At 54.3% G+C, this 14424-nt stretch carries 13 protein-coding genes; 1 reads left to right on the forward strand and 12 read right to left on the reverse strand.

The window, feature by feature from the left end; translation table 11 throughout:
- Window positions 1-267: 267 nt before the first annotated feature.
- The 6 genes from DHN12_RS23160 to DHN12_RS23180 all read right to left on the reverse strand — a co-directional run bounded on the left by DHN12_RS23160 (window position 268) and on the right by DHN12_RS23180 (window position 9529).
- Window positions 268-609, reverse strand: coding sequence for a copper-binding protein (locus tag DHN12_RS23160; RefSeq protein ID WP_108862388.1), 342 nt, complete (start codon window positions 607-609; stop codon window positions 268-270).
- Window positions 610-641: 32 nt separating this feature from the next.
- The gene (locus DHN12_RS23165) at window positions 642-3821 is read right to left on the reverse strand and encodes an efflux RND transporter permease subunit (protein ID WP_108862305.1); all 3180 of its coding nucleotides are present in this window, start codon (window positions 3819-3821) and stop codon (window positions 642-644) included.
- Window positions 3818-6013: an efflux RND transporter periplasmic adaptor subunit gene (locus tag DHN12_RS23170; protein ID WP_108862306.1), complete on the reverse strand. Its 2196-nt coding sequence runs from the start codon at window positions 6011-6013 to the stop codon at window positions 3818-3820. The genes DHN12_RS23165 and DHN12_RS23170 overlap by 4 nt, the downstream gene beginning before the upstream one ends.
- Window positions 6014-6088: 75 nt before the next feature.
- A complete protein-coding gene (locus tag DHN12_RS24545; RefSeq protein WP_159090201.1) occupies window positions 6089-6544 on the reverse strand; it encodes a hypothetical protein in 456 nt (151 codons plus the stop codon).
- Between the two features lie 72 nt (window positions 6545-6616).
- Window positions 6617-7003 carry a Cu(I)-responsive transcriptional regulator gene (cueR, locus tag DHN12_RS23175; RefSeq protein WP_108862307.1) on the reverse strand — a complete coding sequence of 129 codons (387 nt, stop codon included), beginning with the start codon at window positions 7001-7003 and terminating at the stop codon, window positions 6617-6619.
- A 15-nt stretch (window positions 7004-7018) separates the two neighbouring features.
- Window positions 7019-9529, reverse strand: a complete 2511-nt coding sequence (locus DHN12_RS23180; protein WP_108862308.1) for a heavy metal translocating P-type ATPase — start codon at window positions 9527-9529, stop codon at window positions 7019-7021.
- Between the two features lie 172 nt (window positions 9530-9701).
- Here DHN12_RS23180 and DHN12_RS23185 point away from each other — a divergent pair, with 172 nt between their 5' ends.
- Window positions 9702-9899, forward strand: coding sequence for a heavy-metal-associated domain-containing protein (locus DHN12_RS23185; protein ID WP_108862309.1), 198 nt, complete (start codon window positions 9702-9704; stop codon window positions 9897-9899).
- A gap of 36 nt (window positions 9900-9935) precedes the next feature.
- Here DHN12_RS23185 and DHN12_RS23190 read toward each other — a convergent pair whose 3' ends face one another.
- The 6 genes from DHN12_RS23190 to DHN12_RS23215 are packed head-to-tail and all read right to left on the reverse strand — an operon-like array spanning window position 9936 to window position 14424.
- The gene (locus DHN12_RS23190; RefSeq protein WP_108862389.1) at window positions 9936-10628 is read right to left on the reverse strand and encodes a DsbA family protein; all 693 of its coding nucleotides are present in this window, start codon (window positions 10626-10628) and stop codon (window positions 9936-9938) included.
- 37 nt (window positions 10629-10665) lie between these two features.
- Window positions 10666-11139, reverse strand: a complete 474-nt coding sequence (locus tag DHN12_RS23195; RefSeq protein ID WP_108862310.1) for a c-type cytochrome — start codon at window positions 11137-11139, stop codon at window positions 10666-10668.
- A complete protein-coding gene (locus tag DHN12_RS23200) occupies window positions 11139-12509 on the reverse strand; it encodes a multicopper oxidase family protein (RefSeq protein ID WP_108862311.1) in 1371 nt (456 codons plus the stop codon). Before DHN12_RS23200 ends, DHN12_RS23195 begins: the two co-directional genes overlap by 1 nt.
- 39 nt (window positions 12510-12548) lie before the next feature.
- Window positions 12549-13448, reverse strand: coding sequence for a cytochrome c (locus tag DHN12_RS23205; protein ID WP_108862312.1), 900 nt, complete (start codon window positions 13446-13448; stop codon window positions 12549-12551).
- Window positions 13449-13457: 9 nt separating this feature from the next.
- Window positions 13458-14027 (reverse strand): cytochrome c, encoded by a 570-nt coding sequence (locus DHN12_RS23210; protein ID WP_108862313.1) that lies wholly within the window; start codon window positions 14025-14027, stop codon window positions 13458-13460.
- Between the two features lie 55 nt (window positions 14028-14082).
- Window positions 14083-14424, reverse strand: a complete 342-nt coding sequence (locus tag DHN12_RS23215; protein ID WP_108862314.1) for a hypothetical protein — start codon at window positions 14422-14424, stop codon at window positions 14083-14085.

Raw genomic sequence — 14424 nt, forward strand, 5'->3', positions numbered from 1 at the left:
TTTGTGTACTGCTTGCCTGGATTGCTCTGTTCTTTCAGAATAGCCGGAAGATTTTCTGAGCTTTGGGGCTTCAATCAGTCAACGAATTGCTTAAAGCGCCTTTAACGACAACGGACTGATAACTTATGAGCAGAGCCACAGATCGTTAAAATACGATTTGGTTCTTGAGTGGCTCCTACTCCATTTCTCTTAGTTCATAGAATTTCCTACAGTCCTTGAAACGGCGAACGATCACATCATTGGTGAATAGCTGCCGTATCAACAGACTCAGTTTTTCATGATCGCGCCGATCGCATACATGCCATCGTCGCTTTTGACCAACATCAGGGTGACCTCGTCGCCTGCGCTGATCTCACCCATCATCTGGGCATTTTCAAGAAGCTGCAGATCCATCGTCATCGCGGGCCACCCGATCTCGGGGATCGGATCATGGCTGACGTTAGCGGTTTTGTCACCAATTGAGTTTACCAAAGCTTTTGCATGAACCGCTCCTTCCATCTGTTCGGAGGACATCGGCATGTTGGAATGGTCCATGCCGTGGTTCGTTTGCGCGATACTGGTTGTCGTAGACATGGCCAAAAGTGCCATAATAACGGTCAACGTTTTCATCAGATGCTCCTGTTTCATGGTTATGGATATTACTATTCTGCCGGCAGCGCAGGGGGCGTTTGCTGGATCGTGGGGGAGATCTCTCGGTTCACGCGATTGAGCGCGAGCCGTTTCCAGATCACGAATACTGCGGGAATGACGAAAAGCGTAAGGAGGGTGGCTGTCACCATGCCCCCAATCATCGGCGCAGCGATGCGCTGCATGATTTCAGAGCCTGTACCGGTGCCATACATGATGGGTATCAGTGCCGCGAAGATCGTGGCTACAGTCATCACCTTTGGCCGAACCCGAAGAACTGCTCCTTCGAACACCGCGTCTTCGATGTCGTCACGTGTCAGCTTTCGCAGTTCCGACTGCGCTAGCACTCGACGTTTCTCCCAGGCGAGATTGAGGTACAACAACATGACAATCGCTGTTTCCACTGCAACTCCCGCCAGCGCGATGAAACCTACGAGTACAGCTATCGAAATATCGAAGTTAAGATACCACAGGAACCAAACCCCACCTGCCAGTGCGACCGGAAGCGCTGCAAGAATTATCCCTACCTCAATCACCCGATTGAACGCCAAGAAAAGCATGAGCGTGATAATTAGCAGGGTTGCAGGAGCAACGATCGTCAGCCTGTCCTGCATTCTCTCTATGTACTCATACTGCCCCGACCAGGTCAGCGAATAACCTGGAGGTAGGTTGACCTTTTCTGCAACCGTCTCTTGTGCTTCGGCCACATATCCGCCGAGGTCACGCCCCGCTATGTCGATGAACACAAACCCAGTTCGTCGAGCGTTCTCTGATCGTATCATTCCCGGCCCGTCAATTATTCGAATATCGGCGAGAGCGGACAGTGGCACATGAGCACCCGACGGCGTTACAACAGGCAGGTTTTCGAGCCGTTCCGGGCTGTCTCGCCATGCTTGAGGGTACCGTAGATTTATCGGAAACCTCTCAAGTCCCTCTACTGATTCCGACACTTGCATACCGCCAATTGCGGTCTGCACTACGTCCTGAACTTCGCGAACACTCATCATGTATCGGGAGGCCGCATCTCGTTTGACGTCGATTTCGATGAAACGCCCGCCAACAGGTCGCTCTGCGTAAGCGGAAGCCGTTCCATCAATATCGGCGACCGCACGTTCTACTTCGATCCCAATCTCTGTAATGACCTCCAAGTCGGTGCCGGATATTTTGACACCGACAGGTGTGCGGATTCCCGTCGCAAGCATGTCGATGCGGTTCTTGATAGGTTGGATCCAAACATTTGTGACACCCGGAACCTGCACGATACGGTCAAGCTCTTCCCGGATTTTCTCCATTGTCATACCCTGCCGCCATTCTTTTTCCGGCTTGAGTTGGATGGTTGTCTCCACCATGGTTAGCGGTGCGGGATCAGTTGCAGTCTCCGCACGCCCAACTTTGCCGTGTATGGTTTCGACCTCGGGCAAGGTCGCGATTAGACGATTGGTCTGTTGCAGCACCTCACGGGCTTTGCCCGTTGAAATCCCCGGGTAGAAGCTCGGCATGTAGAGAAAGTCGCCTTCGTTCAACTCAGGCATGAATTCAGAGCCGATTCTCTGGTAGGGGTACCACATCGACGACACGAGAACGCCGGCCAAAAGTGTTGTCGCCCAAGGCCAGGCAATTGCCGCGTCCAGAAATGGACGATACAGGTACACGACCAAACGATTAAGCGGGTTTTTTCGCTCCGGTAGTATGCGTCCCCTTACAAAGTAGCCCATCAAAACTGGAACAAGTGTTATCGACAGGATGGCGGCCGCTGCCATGGCGTATGTCTTAGTATAAGCGAGCGGAGAGAAGAGCCTACCTTCCTGATTTTCCAGAACGAAGACAGGAAGAAAACTAACCGTAATGATCGCCAGAGAATAAAATAAGGCAGGTCCCACCTCAGAAGCGCATTCTTGCACGATCCGCCATCTGTTCTCTGCTGTCAGCTTTTCTTTTTCCAACCGCCTGTGCATCGCCTCAATCATCACAATCGATGCATCGACCATTGCACCAATAGCGATTGCTATGCCGCCAAGCGACATAATATTTGCGTTTACTCCTTGTGCTTTCATCAGAATAAACGCGGCAAAGATGCCCAACGGGAGCGACAGAAGAATTACGAGGGATGACCTAAGATGAAGGAGAAAAGCTGCACACACCAGAACCACGACGATGAATTCCTGCGTCAGTTTCTTCTGGAGGTTATCGATAGCGCGCTCGATCACTCCTGATCGGTCGTAGGTCGCTATGATTTCGACCCCTTCCGGCAGGTTTGAACGCAACTCTTCAATGCGTGCTTCCACTGCTTTGATGGTCGCCAACGCGTTTCCACCCCAACGTAGGATGACAACTCCACCAACCGCATCTCCTTGCCCGTCGAACTCTCCGACACCACGCCGCATTTCAGGCCCCAGCCGGATTTCAGCGACGTCGCCAAGGGTCAGAGCGGCACCACGCTCGTTGACCATCAATGGCGCGCTTGCAAGATCTGACAATTCATCAATGTAGCCCGACGACCGCACCATGAATTCGGCCTCACCCATCTCAATGACGCTACCGCCCGTCTCACGGTTGGCCGCCTGTATAGCGGTTCTCAATTGTGCAAGTGTTATGTCATAGGCACGTAGTTTGTTTGGGTCGACGACGACCTGATACTGTTTGACCATACCGCCGATGGTTGCAACTTCTGAGACGCCTTCCACGGCTTGCAATTCATATTTCAGAAACCAATCCTGCAGAGTCCTGAGCTGCGCCAGATCATGATTTCCAGTTCTGTCAACCAACACATATTGATAAATCCACCCCACTCCAGTCGCATCTGGACCAAGTTGCGGTGACACCCCTTCGGGCAAACTGCCGGTAATCTGCCCCAGGTACTCCAGCACACGCGACCGAGCCCAGTAGAGGTCCGTTCCGTCTTCGAAGACGACATACACAAAGCTGTCTCCAAAGAACGAGAACCCGCGAACGTCTTTTGCACTAGGTACGGCCAATAACGCTGTCGCAAGTGGATATGTTATCTGGTTTTCAACAACTTGAGGTGCTTGTCCAGCATATGGCGTACGAACAATTACTTGGACATCCGACAGGTCTGGGATTGCATCTACTGGAGTCTCACGAATGGCCCAAATGCCCGCAACCCCCATCATAAATGCGAGCGCTAAGATGACGAACCTGTTTGCGAGAGAAGAACGAATTATTGCCGGTATCACTGCGTGACACTCCCATCAAGCACGACCTCTAACAAAGTCATCGAAAAGTCTGGGTTGCGGCGAAGGATCAAAGAAACATCTATCCCTACTGGCAGACTTGAAACGTCGACCCCATCCGCAACCGGGATATCCATAGTCATGCCCGGCATGCCGATATCGGTCATTGGACCATGTGTTACATTCGCGGTACGTGAGTTCGAGTCTAAACTGTTAATCCGGCCAGAGATCTGAAGCGGCGGCGCGATAGGCGTTGCCCCAGCCAACACCATTGTCATCCCATCTTCGCGCGCGAAAGTCAGAGTCATTTCAGGGCCAACTTCGAGCATGCTTGTGTCCAGTGTTGGCTCTAATGGGAAATCCATGGTCATTCCCGGCATGCCAATCTCAGTCATCGGCCCGTGTGTGATGGTCGCAGTTCCCGCCTCAACATTAACGAGGTTGATCGTGCCGGTGACTACAATCGGTGGAGCAGAAGGCGTGTCGGTTTCTTCGGGTTCAACGGAATCGGTCAGCGTAGAGCCCTCTTCGCGAACTGCTACAATCGAGAACATTCCCCCTTCCCCCTCAGCCAGATCAAACTCAATTGGCATGTCGATCGGCACGGTTGTTAGATCTACTCCCACTACAGGCAAATCCATTGTCATGGCCGGCCAACCGAGCTCGGGGATCGGACCGTGCTCAAGCGTCAATTTGCCGTCTGAAGTGACAGCGCGTGCGACTCCTAAACCAGTTCCGGCAATACCATCGTCTGGCGCAAGCTCCATCAGGCTCAAAAGCCCATCCGCACCCCGGGCAATAACGAAAACAACTGCATCGCCAGCGTTCAAACGGTCGAGCGAAATTCCCGATCTCACCGGAAACTCCGAAGTCATAGCAGGCCAATCGAGGCTTTCGAGAACGTCGTGACGAACAGTTGCCATCCGATTTTCGACATTGAGTGAAACCAGGGTTCCTGCACCGCGTGCCGGTTCGGCTTCTGTTGGCGCCATACGCGTGAAACCGGCGCTCAATGCACTTTCACTGTCGATTAGAAATTGTGCGGATGCGACAACCTCTTCGCCGGGTCCAAGCCCTTGTAGAACTTCCGTTCGCCCACCCTCGCCGAAACTGTCTCGAAGACCTGTTGTCACCAATCTTGGGCGAAATGATCCCTCGCCCGTTTTCAAGATGACGCGTTCCGCCGAACCGGTTCGTATTAATGCCTCTGATGGTACAGTGAGAACATTTCGGCTTTCATCTGGTATAAGGCTGACACTTCCAAACATGCCTGGCCGCAGCACGCCGTCAGAGTTATCGAAACTCAGCCTTACGGGAAGAGTTCGGGTTTGCGGATCAAGCTCAGGGTAAATATAGTCGATGTCGCCTTCGAAGATACGGCCGGGTAGGTGCTCGAATCTTGCTATCGCGCGCATATTCTCCGACAAACGCGCAATATCTCGCTCGAATACATCGACGATCAGCCATACTTCGGAAAGATCGGTGACCGAAAACGCAAGCGTGCCTGGCTGCAGGTACATTCCATCGGCGGCATTCAGCGCTATGACAACACCGTTTTGAGGCGCTTCAATTTCCACGTTTCGAACCAACTCACCGCCCGCCTCAATCTCTGCAACCTGACGTGCGGACATACCGTGGCTGATCAACTTATTGCGCGCCGCGTCTAAAATGCGCGGGTCACCAGCTTCGACAGAGCGCACAAGATCGCCGGTCGCGGCTGCGATCAGCGGCGAAAAGAGTTCGAATAGAACTTGCCCCTTCTCAACGCGATCACCGACCGCGCGAACTTTCAGTTGCTCAATCCAACCTTCAACACGCGTATGAACGTGGTTGGTCAAGTGTTCGTCAAAGCCGACGAAACCCACCGTCTCGATACGAGGCTCGATATCCGTCATGCGTGCAACCGCAGTTCGCACGCCAATTGCGTTGATTTCCGCAGCGCTTAGGGTGACTTCTTCAGGGTCGCCGGTAGGTTCCTGCCCAGAATACACCGGGATCAGGTCCATACCCATCGGCGATTTTCCAGGTTCTGGCTGCCGAAAATTCGGGTCCATCGGTGCTACCCAATAAAGAACTTCTGGTTCGTTCGACTGCCCCTGATCGATTGGGTTCAAGTATAGTCTTTCAAGAATGACACCTCCACCCAGACCAAACGCCAAGGCAAGAACTGATAGTGCCGCATATCTTCCACGCATAATAATCTCCTGACGGTCGCAGTGATTGCTCGAACCGATTCAACATAAAAACCCGCATTTGCAGGCCTTTGAATGTTAGGAGATTTGGGGAGGACGATCGGGAGCCAGAAGCTCTTGGGAAATATGGGTGTCCGTAGCCATGTTATGGTCTTGCTGCCCAAAAGCTGCGGCCAATAAAGAAAGACCAACATGGGCCGGATATTCACCAACGCAACAGATGCCCGAATGGCATTCTCCGTTATGATTCACGTGGAATTGGCCGGTCGTAGGATGTAAACCGCTATGGTCGTGTTTGAAGTCTGATAACTTAGCAACGAGTGACAAACCGTAACGGTCATGGGTGTTACTGCTTTTCATGTCACTGCTCGCGACAGCAACGGTGCCGACGAATGTCATCGCCAAGCAGACGCATGTTAATAACGTCATTCGCAACACAGAGACAAACTTACACTCCATTCCGCACACGTAGTGCGATCGTGGCGTGTGTGCAAGCCAGGCAGTGAAAAAAGCAGGTGATTTGAAGCGCTGCATTTTAAAAGGCAGATTTCCGCGAGTGCAAATCTCAAACTGCCAAAACTGGAGGCAGTTTATAGACGAACGCAGCTAAGATTGGCCGAGTTTTTTTAAGATCGGGCAGTCAGGGCGATGGTCACCGGCGCATTCATCAATAAGATGAGTCAGTGTTGCATGCATGGCCTTCAAGTCTGTAATCTTGGCATCTATCTCATTTAGGTTTTGTTTGGCGATTTCTTTCACGTCTGCGCTTGCGCGTTCTTTATCCTCGTATAACGCGAGTAGCGAGCGACAATCCTCAATGGTGAACCCCAAAGAACGGGCTCGCCCAATGAAGGCCAGCTTGTGCAGCTCCTTTTCGTCAAAATGGCGATATCCATTCAGGCTGCGCCTGGGTTTGATGAAACCGATATCCTCGTAATAGCGGATGGTCTTGGCTGGCAAACCCGAACGTTCTGCTACATCTCCGATATTCACAGCGGTTCTCCTAATCTATTCAGCAGGCGCTGAACGCAGCGCCTGCTCGGTGTTTTTTGAGCTCTGCTCTCGGCCAACTTTGTTGGGCTTTACCCAACGCAACCGCAGCGCGTTGGTCAAAACAAATACACTGGACAGAGCCATGGCACCTGCAGCTAATACCGGCGACAGCAGCGGGCCACCAAACGGATAAAGCACCCCCGCTGCAACCGGTATGAGCAGAGTGTTGTAGCTGAACGCCCAGAACAGGTTTTGGCGGATGTTACTCATAGTTCTCTGACTAATGTCGAAAGCGTTGACCACGCCTGTCAGGTCGCCTGACATCAGAACGACGTCAGCCGCCTCGATGGCGATGTCAGTGCCTGTGCCGATCGCAATTCCTACGTCAGCAGCCGCAAGCGCGGGTGCATCATTGATACCATCACCCACAAAGGCCAGTTTCCCGCCATTTGAACGCAGATCCTGCAACGCAGATACTTTACCCTCGGGCAGAACCTCGGCCACGACATGATCGATGCCAAGCTGCGCCGCGATGGATTTGGCAGTAGCGGTATTGTCGCCGGTGATCATCGCTACTTTCAGGCCCAGTCCGTGCAAAGCTTCAATTGCGTCTGGCGTGGTGGTTTTGATTGGGTCCGCCACAGCGATTACGGCCGCGATAACCCCGTCTACGGCAGCATAAAGCGGAGTCTTTCCGTTGATTGCCAGTTCAGCGCCTCGATCAGACAGCGCGCCCATTTCAACCTCTTCTCGGGTCATCAGGCGGTCGGCCCCTATCAGGATTGTATGGCCTTCGACTGAGGCGCTTACCCCGTAGCCGGTGATCGACGTGAAGTCTTCTGGCTTGGGAAGCTCCAGACCACGGGTTTCAGCCGCGCGCACGATGGCCGTGGCGATTGGATGTTCGGATGTAACCTCGACGGCCGCAACAAGGCGCAGAACCTCATCCTCGGTCATTCCTTCGGCCACAATCAGATCGGTCAGTTCCGGACGCCCTTCGGTCAAGGTCCCCGTCTTGTCTACCGCAACAACAGTGGTTTCCTGTAGCATTTGCAGGGCGTCGCCCTTGCGGAACAACACGCCCATTTCGGCCGCGCGCCCGGTGCCGACCATGATTGAGGTTGGTGTGGCCAACCCCATGGCGCAGGGGCAGGCGATGATCAGTACCGCAACCCCGGCCACCAACGCCAGGCTGAGCGCGGGATCGGGTCCGAACACAAGCCAAACCAACACAGTCATAACGGCTACAGCAATCACCACTGGCACGAACCACAGCGTGATGCGGTCGACCAGGCCTTGAATTGGAAGCTTGGCACCTTGTGCTTGTTCGACCATCTGGATTATCTGGGCCAACATAGTGTCTGCGCCGATCTTTTCGGCCCGGTACGTCAATGCACCAGCGCCGTTTACGGTCCCTCCGATCACAGTTGCGCCTTCGGTCTTTTCGACAGGAACCGGCTCGCCGGAGATCATGCTCTCATCGACATATGACGCGCCGGTCATTACGGCACCATCCACCGCGATCTTTTCGCCCGGGCGAACGTGCACAAGATTGCCCACAACGATTTGCTCAATCGGAAGCTCAACAACCGATCCGTCGCGCTCGACTCGCGCTGTTTTTGCCTGCAGACCAACCAGTTTGCGGATCGCTTCGCCAGTTCGACCCTTGGCGCGCGCCTCGAGGAACCGCCCCAGCAAGATAAGAACCACGATTACCGCAGCGGCCTCGTAGTAGACGTTTGCGGCTCCCGCCGGAAGGATACTTGGCGTAAAGGTGGAGATAAGCGAAAACCCATAGGCCGCCGAAGTGCCCAAGGCCACCAAGGAATTCATGTCCGGCGCGCCTTTGAACAAGGACGGAAAACCTTTTGTATAGAACTGCAATCCTGGCCCAAAGAGAACGATCGTGGTCAGAAGGAACTGTAGGTAATAGCTGTTCTGGATACCGATCGTACTGGCAATCAGGTGGTGCATGCCCGGAATAACATGCGAGCCCATTTCAAGGATGAAAACCGGCAAAGCGAGCAAGGCGGCAAAGCTTGTTCGTCGGGCCAACTGTCGGATCTCTGCCGCTTTGCGGTCTTGTGGTTCGGTCTGCATCGCGGATCGCAGGGTCGCCGGATAGCCTGCAGATGCCGCAAGTGCCGCGATGGATTCAGGCGTGGTGACACCCTCTGCATAACGCACAGTAGCACTTTCGGTGGCCAGATTGACCGACGCGGACAATACGCCATCATCAGCTTGCAAGGCGCGTTCAACGCGCCTTACACATGATGCGCAGGACATGTTCTGCACATCCAAAGTGACCTCTTCGGTCCGTACCGGGTATCCGGCGCTGCTTAGCGCATCAGCAATGGCCGATTTATCAGCTGGATCGGCGAAATCGACCTGAACGCTTTCGCTGGCAAGATTAACCGAAGCGGCATCTACCCCTGGAACAGCTTTCAGCGCGCGCTCGACCCGTCCTACGCAGGAAGCGCAGTTCATACCCTGAACCTGAAACCGCACATGTGAATTTTCAGTCATATTGTCACCACTAATATTCTGCTGACGGGCAACATAAGGGTTCCAGCAAGTGGAAGGTCAAGGGATGCGGTTGACTATTTTCCCACTAATCTTGGCGATCCAATAATCACGACTTGACCTTCCTGTGCTGGAATACTCTAGCCGGGACACCGGAACGCAGGAGCAAACATCCATGACGACCCTAAACATCCCAGAAATGAGCTGCGGGCATTGCAAGTCAGCTATCGAAAAAGCCGTCGCTAGGGTGTATTCGTCTGCACAGTTGGACTTTGAAATGGAAAACCGCACGGTACGTGTCTTAAGCGCCAATCCACTTGATCGTATCCTTGCAGCCCTGAAATCCGAGGGATACGAAGCCACGGTCGCATGAAAATTGGGGGAGCACATGCTGTCGCCCCCGTTGGCTCTACCTTGCGTCCCTGACAGCCTCGATTAGTCGGGTCATTTCATCTTCCGCGATCAACCCCGGGGCAAGTGCATCACCAATCACAAATGAAGGGGTGCCACTGAATCCAAGCTGCCGGGCCAATTCCATGGACACCTGAATATGCGCGTCGACTTCCGGCGCCTCCATATCTGCGCGCAATTGATCCTCGTCTAGGCCAAGTTCCCGAACTACCTTCAGGACACTGGCCTCGTTGGCACGGCCGTTCAGAGCCATAAGCGCCCAATGAAACTCTTCATATTTTCCCTGGTTTCGTGCGGCAAGCGCAGCGCGTGCCGCGAAGACGGAACCTTCTCCGAGTATGGGCCATTCTCGATAAACAACTCGCACATCGGAATCACCTGCTATCACGCTTTTCACGACAGGTGCAGCGCGTTTGCAATATGGACAGTTATAGTCAAAGAACTCGACAACTGTTACATTGCCTTCTGGATTTCCGATGACGGGTGCGTTCGAATCCTGTTCAAGCAATTCACGCTGGTTTTCCAAAACGTTTCCAATTGCTTCGGCTTTTGCCTTTTCTTCGCGCTGTTGAAGCAGTTCCACCGCCTGCATGATGATCTCCGGGTTTTCCAGAACGGCTTCGAGAGCCAGCCGCTTCACATCGGCTTCAGTCAACTCGTCAGCGCTCGCCATAGGAGCACCAATCGACATGGCGACGGCGATTAAGCCTGCAAATATTCGTTTCACATCAGTTTCCTTCCGTTTGTTCTGCCTCGGTGCGCTGCTCTTGCAGCTTGCGTTCCCGATCCGGCCAACTTTCCTTGATGAAGGCAAGGATGTCCCAGATTTCCTGATCCGACATAGTGTCCCCAAAACCTGGCATGCCACTTTTGACATCAGTTACACCCATCTGTTTCAGTGTTTGGTCCCCGCCAAGCTTTGTATAGTCGAACAACAACTTGTCGCCGTGATGCCACGTGTGCCCTGTTCGGTCATGTGGCGGTGCCAGTAGTACGCCATCTGCACCGGGTGTTTGCCAATCCGGCTGACCCTCCAAATCTGCCCCGTGGCATGACGCGCAGTTTTCGGCGTACAAAACTGCACCACGTGCCGAATCCGCCGATGCACTGTTCTGTGCACGCCCACTCAGGCCCCAGCCAGCGACCGCGACAATGATCACCACAGCAGCCAGTGACACCCATTTCGCCGCGCTCTTGTTCATCACACCACGCTCAGCCAGGTCTTCATACCAGCGGCCTGATGCGACAGCATGTGGCAATGAAACAGCCAGTCCCCCGGGTTATCCGCAACGAACGCAATCTCCCGCGTTTCCATCCGGTCAACCAGTATTGTGTCTCGCAGCGGTCCTAGGCTCCCGTTCGGCAGAACTTCCTGAAAGTGCGTCCCGTGCAAGTGCATGGCGTGCGCAAAGACAGTGTCGTTCTGCATCTGAATCCGGATTATTTCGCCACGCGAAACGGAAGCGAGCGGGTCTTCGGGCAACCCAGCGACACCGTTGAATGTCCAGATCTGTCCTTCCTGAACCAACTCATTGGCGCTCATGACTTGGCCGTTGTAAGTACCTTGACGCAGTCCGCCCATCGCCCCGCCTTCCATCACCAATGGAACCTTTAAGGCGTCAGAAACATCTTCAAGAAAAGAAACAGGGTTGGGTGGCAGAGCTACGATCTCACCGCGGTTAGCAGATGAACCGCTTCCCGAAACCGGGATCTCAGCGATGACAAATGATTCATCGCGTTCGTGAAGAGTTATTTGAACGACTTCGTTCGATTCCGCAGTGACGTCGACGATCAAGTCTGCTCGCTGTGCAGGTCCGAAAACAAGGATTTCGAAATCCTCTGGCTGCCTTACAGGCATGCCATCATAAGCGACCAGTTTCCCGTTTGCGCCACCTATTGAGACATACATGATCCGATCAGTTGCCACGTTGACCATTCGAAGTCGCAAACGTTGGTTCGTCAAAACTTCTGTCATGGGCGATATGTGCGCGTGAACGTAATTTCCCATTCGGCCTGCATGCGTCCAGTCATGCATCGCGCCAAAATCATCGACGATTTGGGCGTCCTGACCCAACCTCCAGTCATCCAGCAGGATCGTAATGTCACGATCCGTGTCCGGCGGGTCCGTTTCGTCGACGATGAACGCGCCGTAAAGGCCCCTGGCCACTTGTTCCGTTGACTGGTTATGAGAGTGGTACCAGAAGGTTCCCGCATCCTTCAAAGGCAAGTCATACTGAAACTCGCCGCTTGTTGGTACAGCCTCCTGCGTAAGACCCGGCACCCCATCCATGTTGTTTGGAACCCGCAGCCCATGCCAATGGATTGCCGTAGGCTGAGGCAGTGAGTTCAGGAGTGTCCGGCGAACCGTTTCGCCCTGCCGGGCACGAATTTCGGGGCCCGGAACACCGCCATCATATCCCCATATCTCGGTTTCAGGATAGCTGTCGGGGGCAACACGTGCCAATCCTGAACGCGCCTCGATTATTTGGGGGGCGGTAGCCGCCCTCCCAATAGTTGGCATCGCGAGCAGCGCCGACGTGCCTGCAACGAAATGCCTGCGATTGAGTTTCATGAAGGTTTCCTTCTACAGAATACTTGGTCCCTCGCTGAGCTATCCCCCATCGTGTACGTCCAATAGATAAGTCGCCATGGCCTTCCGGTCATCGTCAGTCAGGAAACTGGTCCCATAGTTTACGACCTCACCCATGGCGCCACCGAACACATCGCCGTCAGGCATGATGCCGGTACGCAGGGCATAGGCCAAGCTGTCGACTGTCCAACCCCGCATTTGCAGGGTTTCAAAATCGATGGCCGGCGCCTTGTCACCGCCCGGCAGAGAGTCACTTCCCTTAAAGTGTTCGGTGTCCGAATTCCTTGCGCCAGCCAGGTTCCTCCCTGTGTGGCAGGCCGCACAATGCGTGGCACCTTCGACCAGTAAACGGCCCCGGTTCCATACATCATCATTACCTGGCACAGGATCGGTCCGGGGCGGTTTGAGAAAAGCCGCTCGCCACAGCTTCAAGCCCCACCGCTGATTGAAGGGGAACGCCATTTCCTGCTCTTTTGACGGTTCCGCTACCGGTGGAACCGTTTGCCATGCAGCCCAGAGATCGGCGATGTCCTGATCCGTGAAGTTGGCGTAGAACGGATAAGGAAAGGCCGGGTAATAGGGTTGTCCATCGGGCGACACACCCTGCCGCACTGCACGGGCGAACTCCTCGACGGTCCAATCACCGATCCCGTGATCGGGATCAGTGGTCAGATTCGGTGAATAGAGCGTGCCGAACGGCGTATCCAACTCTACCCCGCCCGCCAGGGGTGATCCCCCTTCAGCAAAATTTGTGTGGCAGGCGATGCAACCACTGGCCCTTGCCAGATAAGCCCCTCGGTTAACCTCACCCTGAATGTCGAGCGATTGCAACGGCTGGCCAATCGGCCAAGCCATCACGGCAACAAGTCCCGCTGACGCCGTGACGACGGCAGCAAGGCCCAATCGGAATATCGGTCTCATGACGCATTCCTATTCCGACCGAAATCGCGTGTGACACGAAGAACAGGTCTGGCTCAGCATCATGAATACTGCATCTGCTGGCATATCTGACATTTGTGCCTGATCTGGACTGCCGTCCATCATCCCGGCACCCATCATAGAACCACCACCCATCATGGATTCGCTGCCCATCATGCTGGCACCCTGCCCTGCTCCTGCCACCATCAGCCCGTTCTCGGCCGCCAATTCCAATCCTTGGGAATAGGTGTGCAACTGTTCGGCAAGTTCTGAGAATTCATCCCAATCTGACCAAATCTCCGGTTTGGCCTCTGAGGGTTTGCCGCCAGAGCCGTCCGGGAATAGCCGGGTCATGCTATCGCCAGCATGGCGACCGATCTGTTCCGCCTCGCGCCGGACCACATCGGCGTCATAGGGGGTTTTGCCCTGCATCATTGGCGTAAGGGTTTTCATACTGTTCTTCAGTGCGGACATGCCGTCCATGCGTTCCTTTACGATGCCGGTGGCACCGCCGTGCGCCAGCGCCGTCACAGCGATAATCGACGCCAATGCGGCGCCTGCTGTCAGTTTCAAAATGGTCATTGTCTTATCCTGTATGTCTGATTCAATGCGCCCAATTGGGGCAAGGTTTGGTCAATCAGGACAGGATGCGTGGCGGAGGTGGATCAAAGAAAGAGACGGCCAACACCCGGAAGTGGCCCGCTGGAATGGTTTGACGATCCATCCTCGAGGCCAACTCGGGTGCTGCTGGCGGCACTACGGCCATCGCAATACCATTGCAAAAAGAACCGCCGTGGCAATGGCCAGGATGGCCATTTTCAACGTGCTCGGGATCCGGTGTTTCAATTACAAGCGGTGCGTGCATCGTGCCATCGTTGCCGTGGGCGAATGCAGGTTCCGAGACGACCAGAAATCCGGCGATAAAGATGCTTACCGCCAGAATCCAGTACCCGATTGCTCTGCCTGCCTTGCGTTTCAC

Source organism: Ruegeria sp. Alg231-54 (assembly GCF_900143525.1).
Classification (GTDB): Bacteria; Pseudomonadota; Alphaproteobacteria; order Rhodobacterales; family Rhodobacteraceae; genus Ruegeria.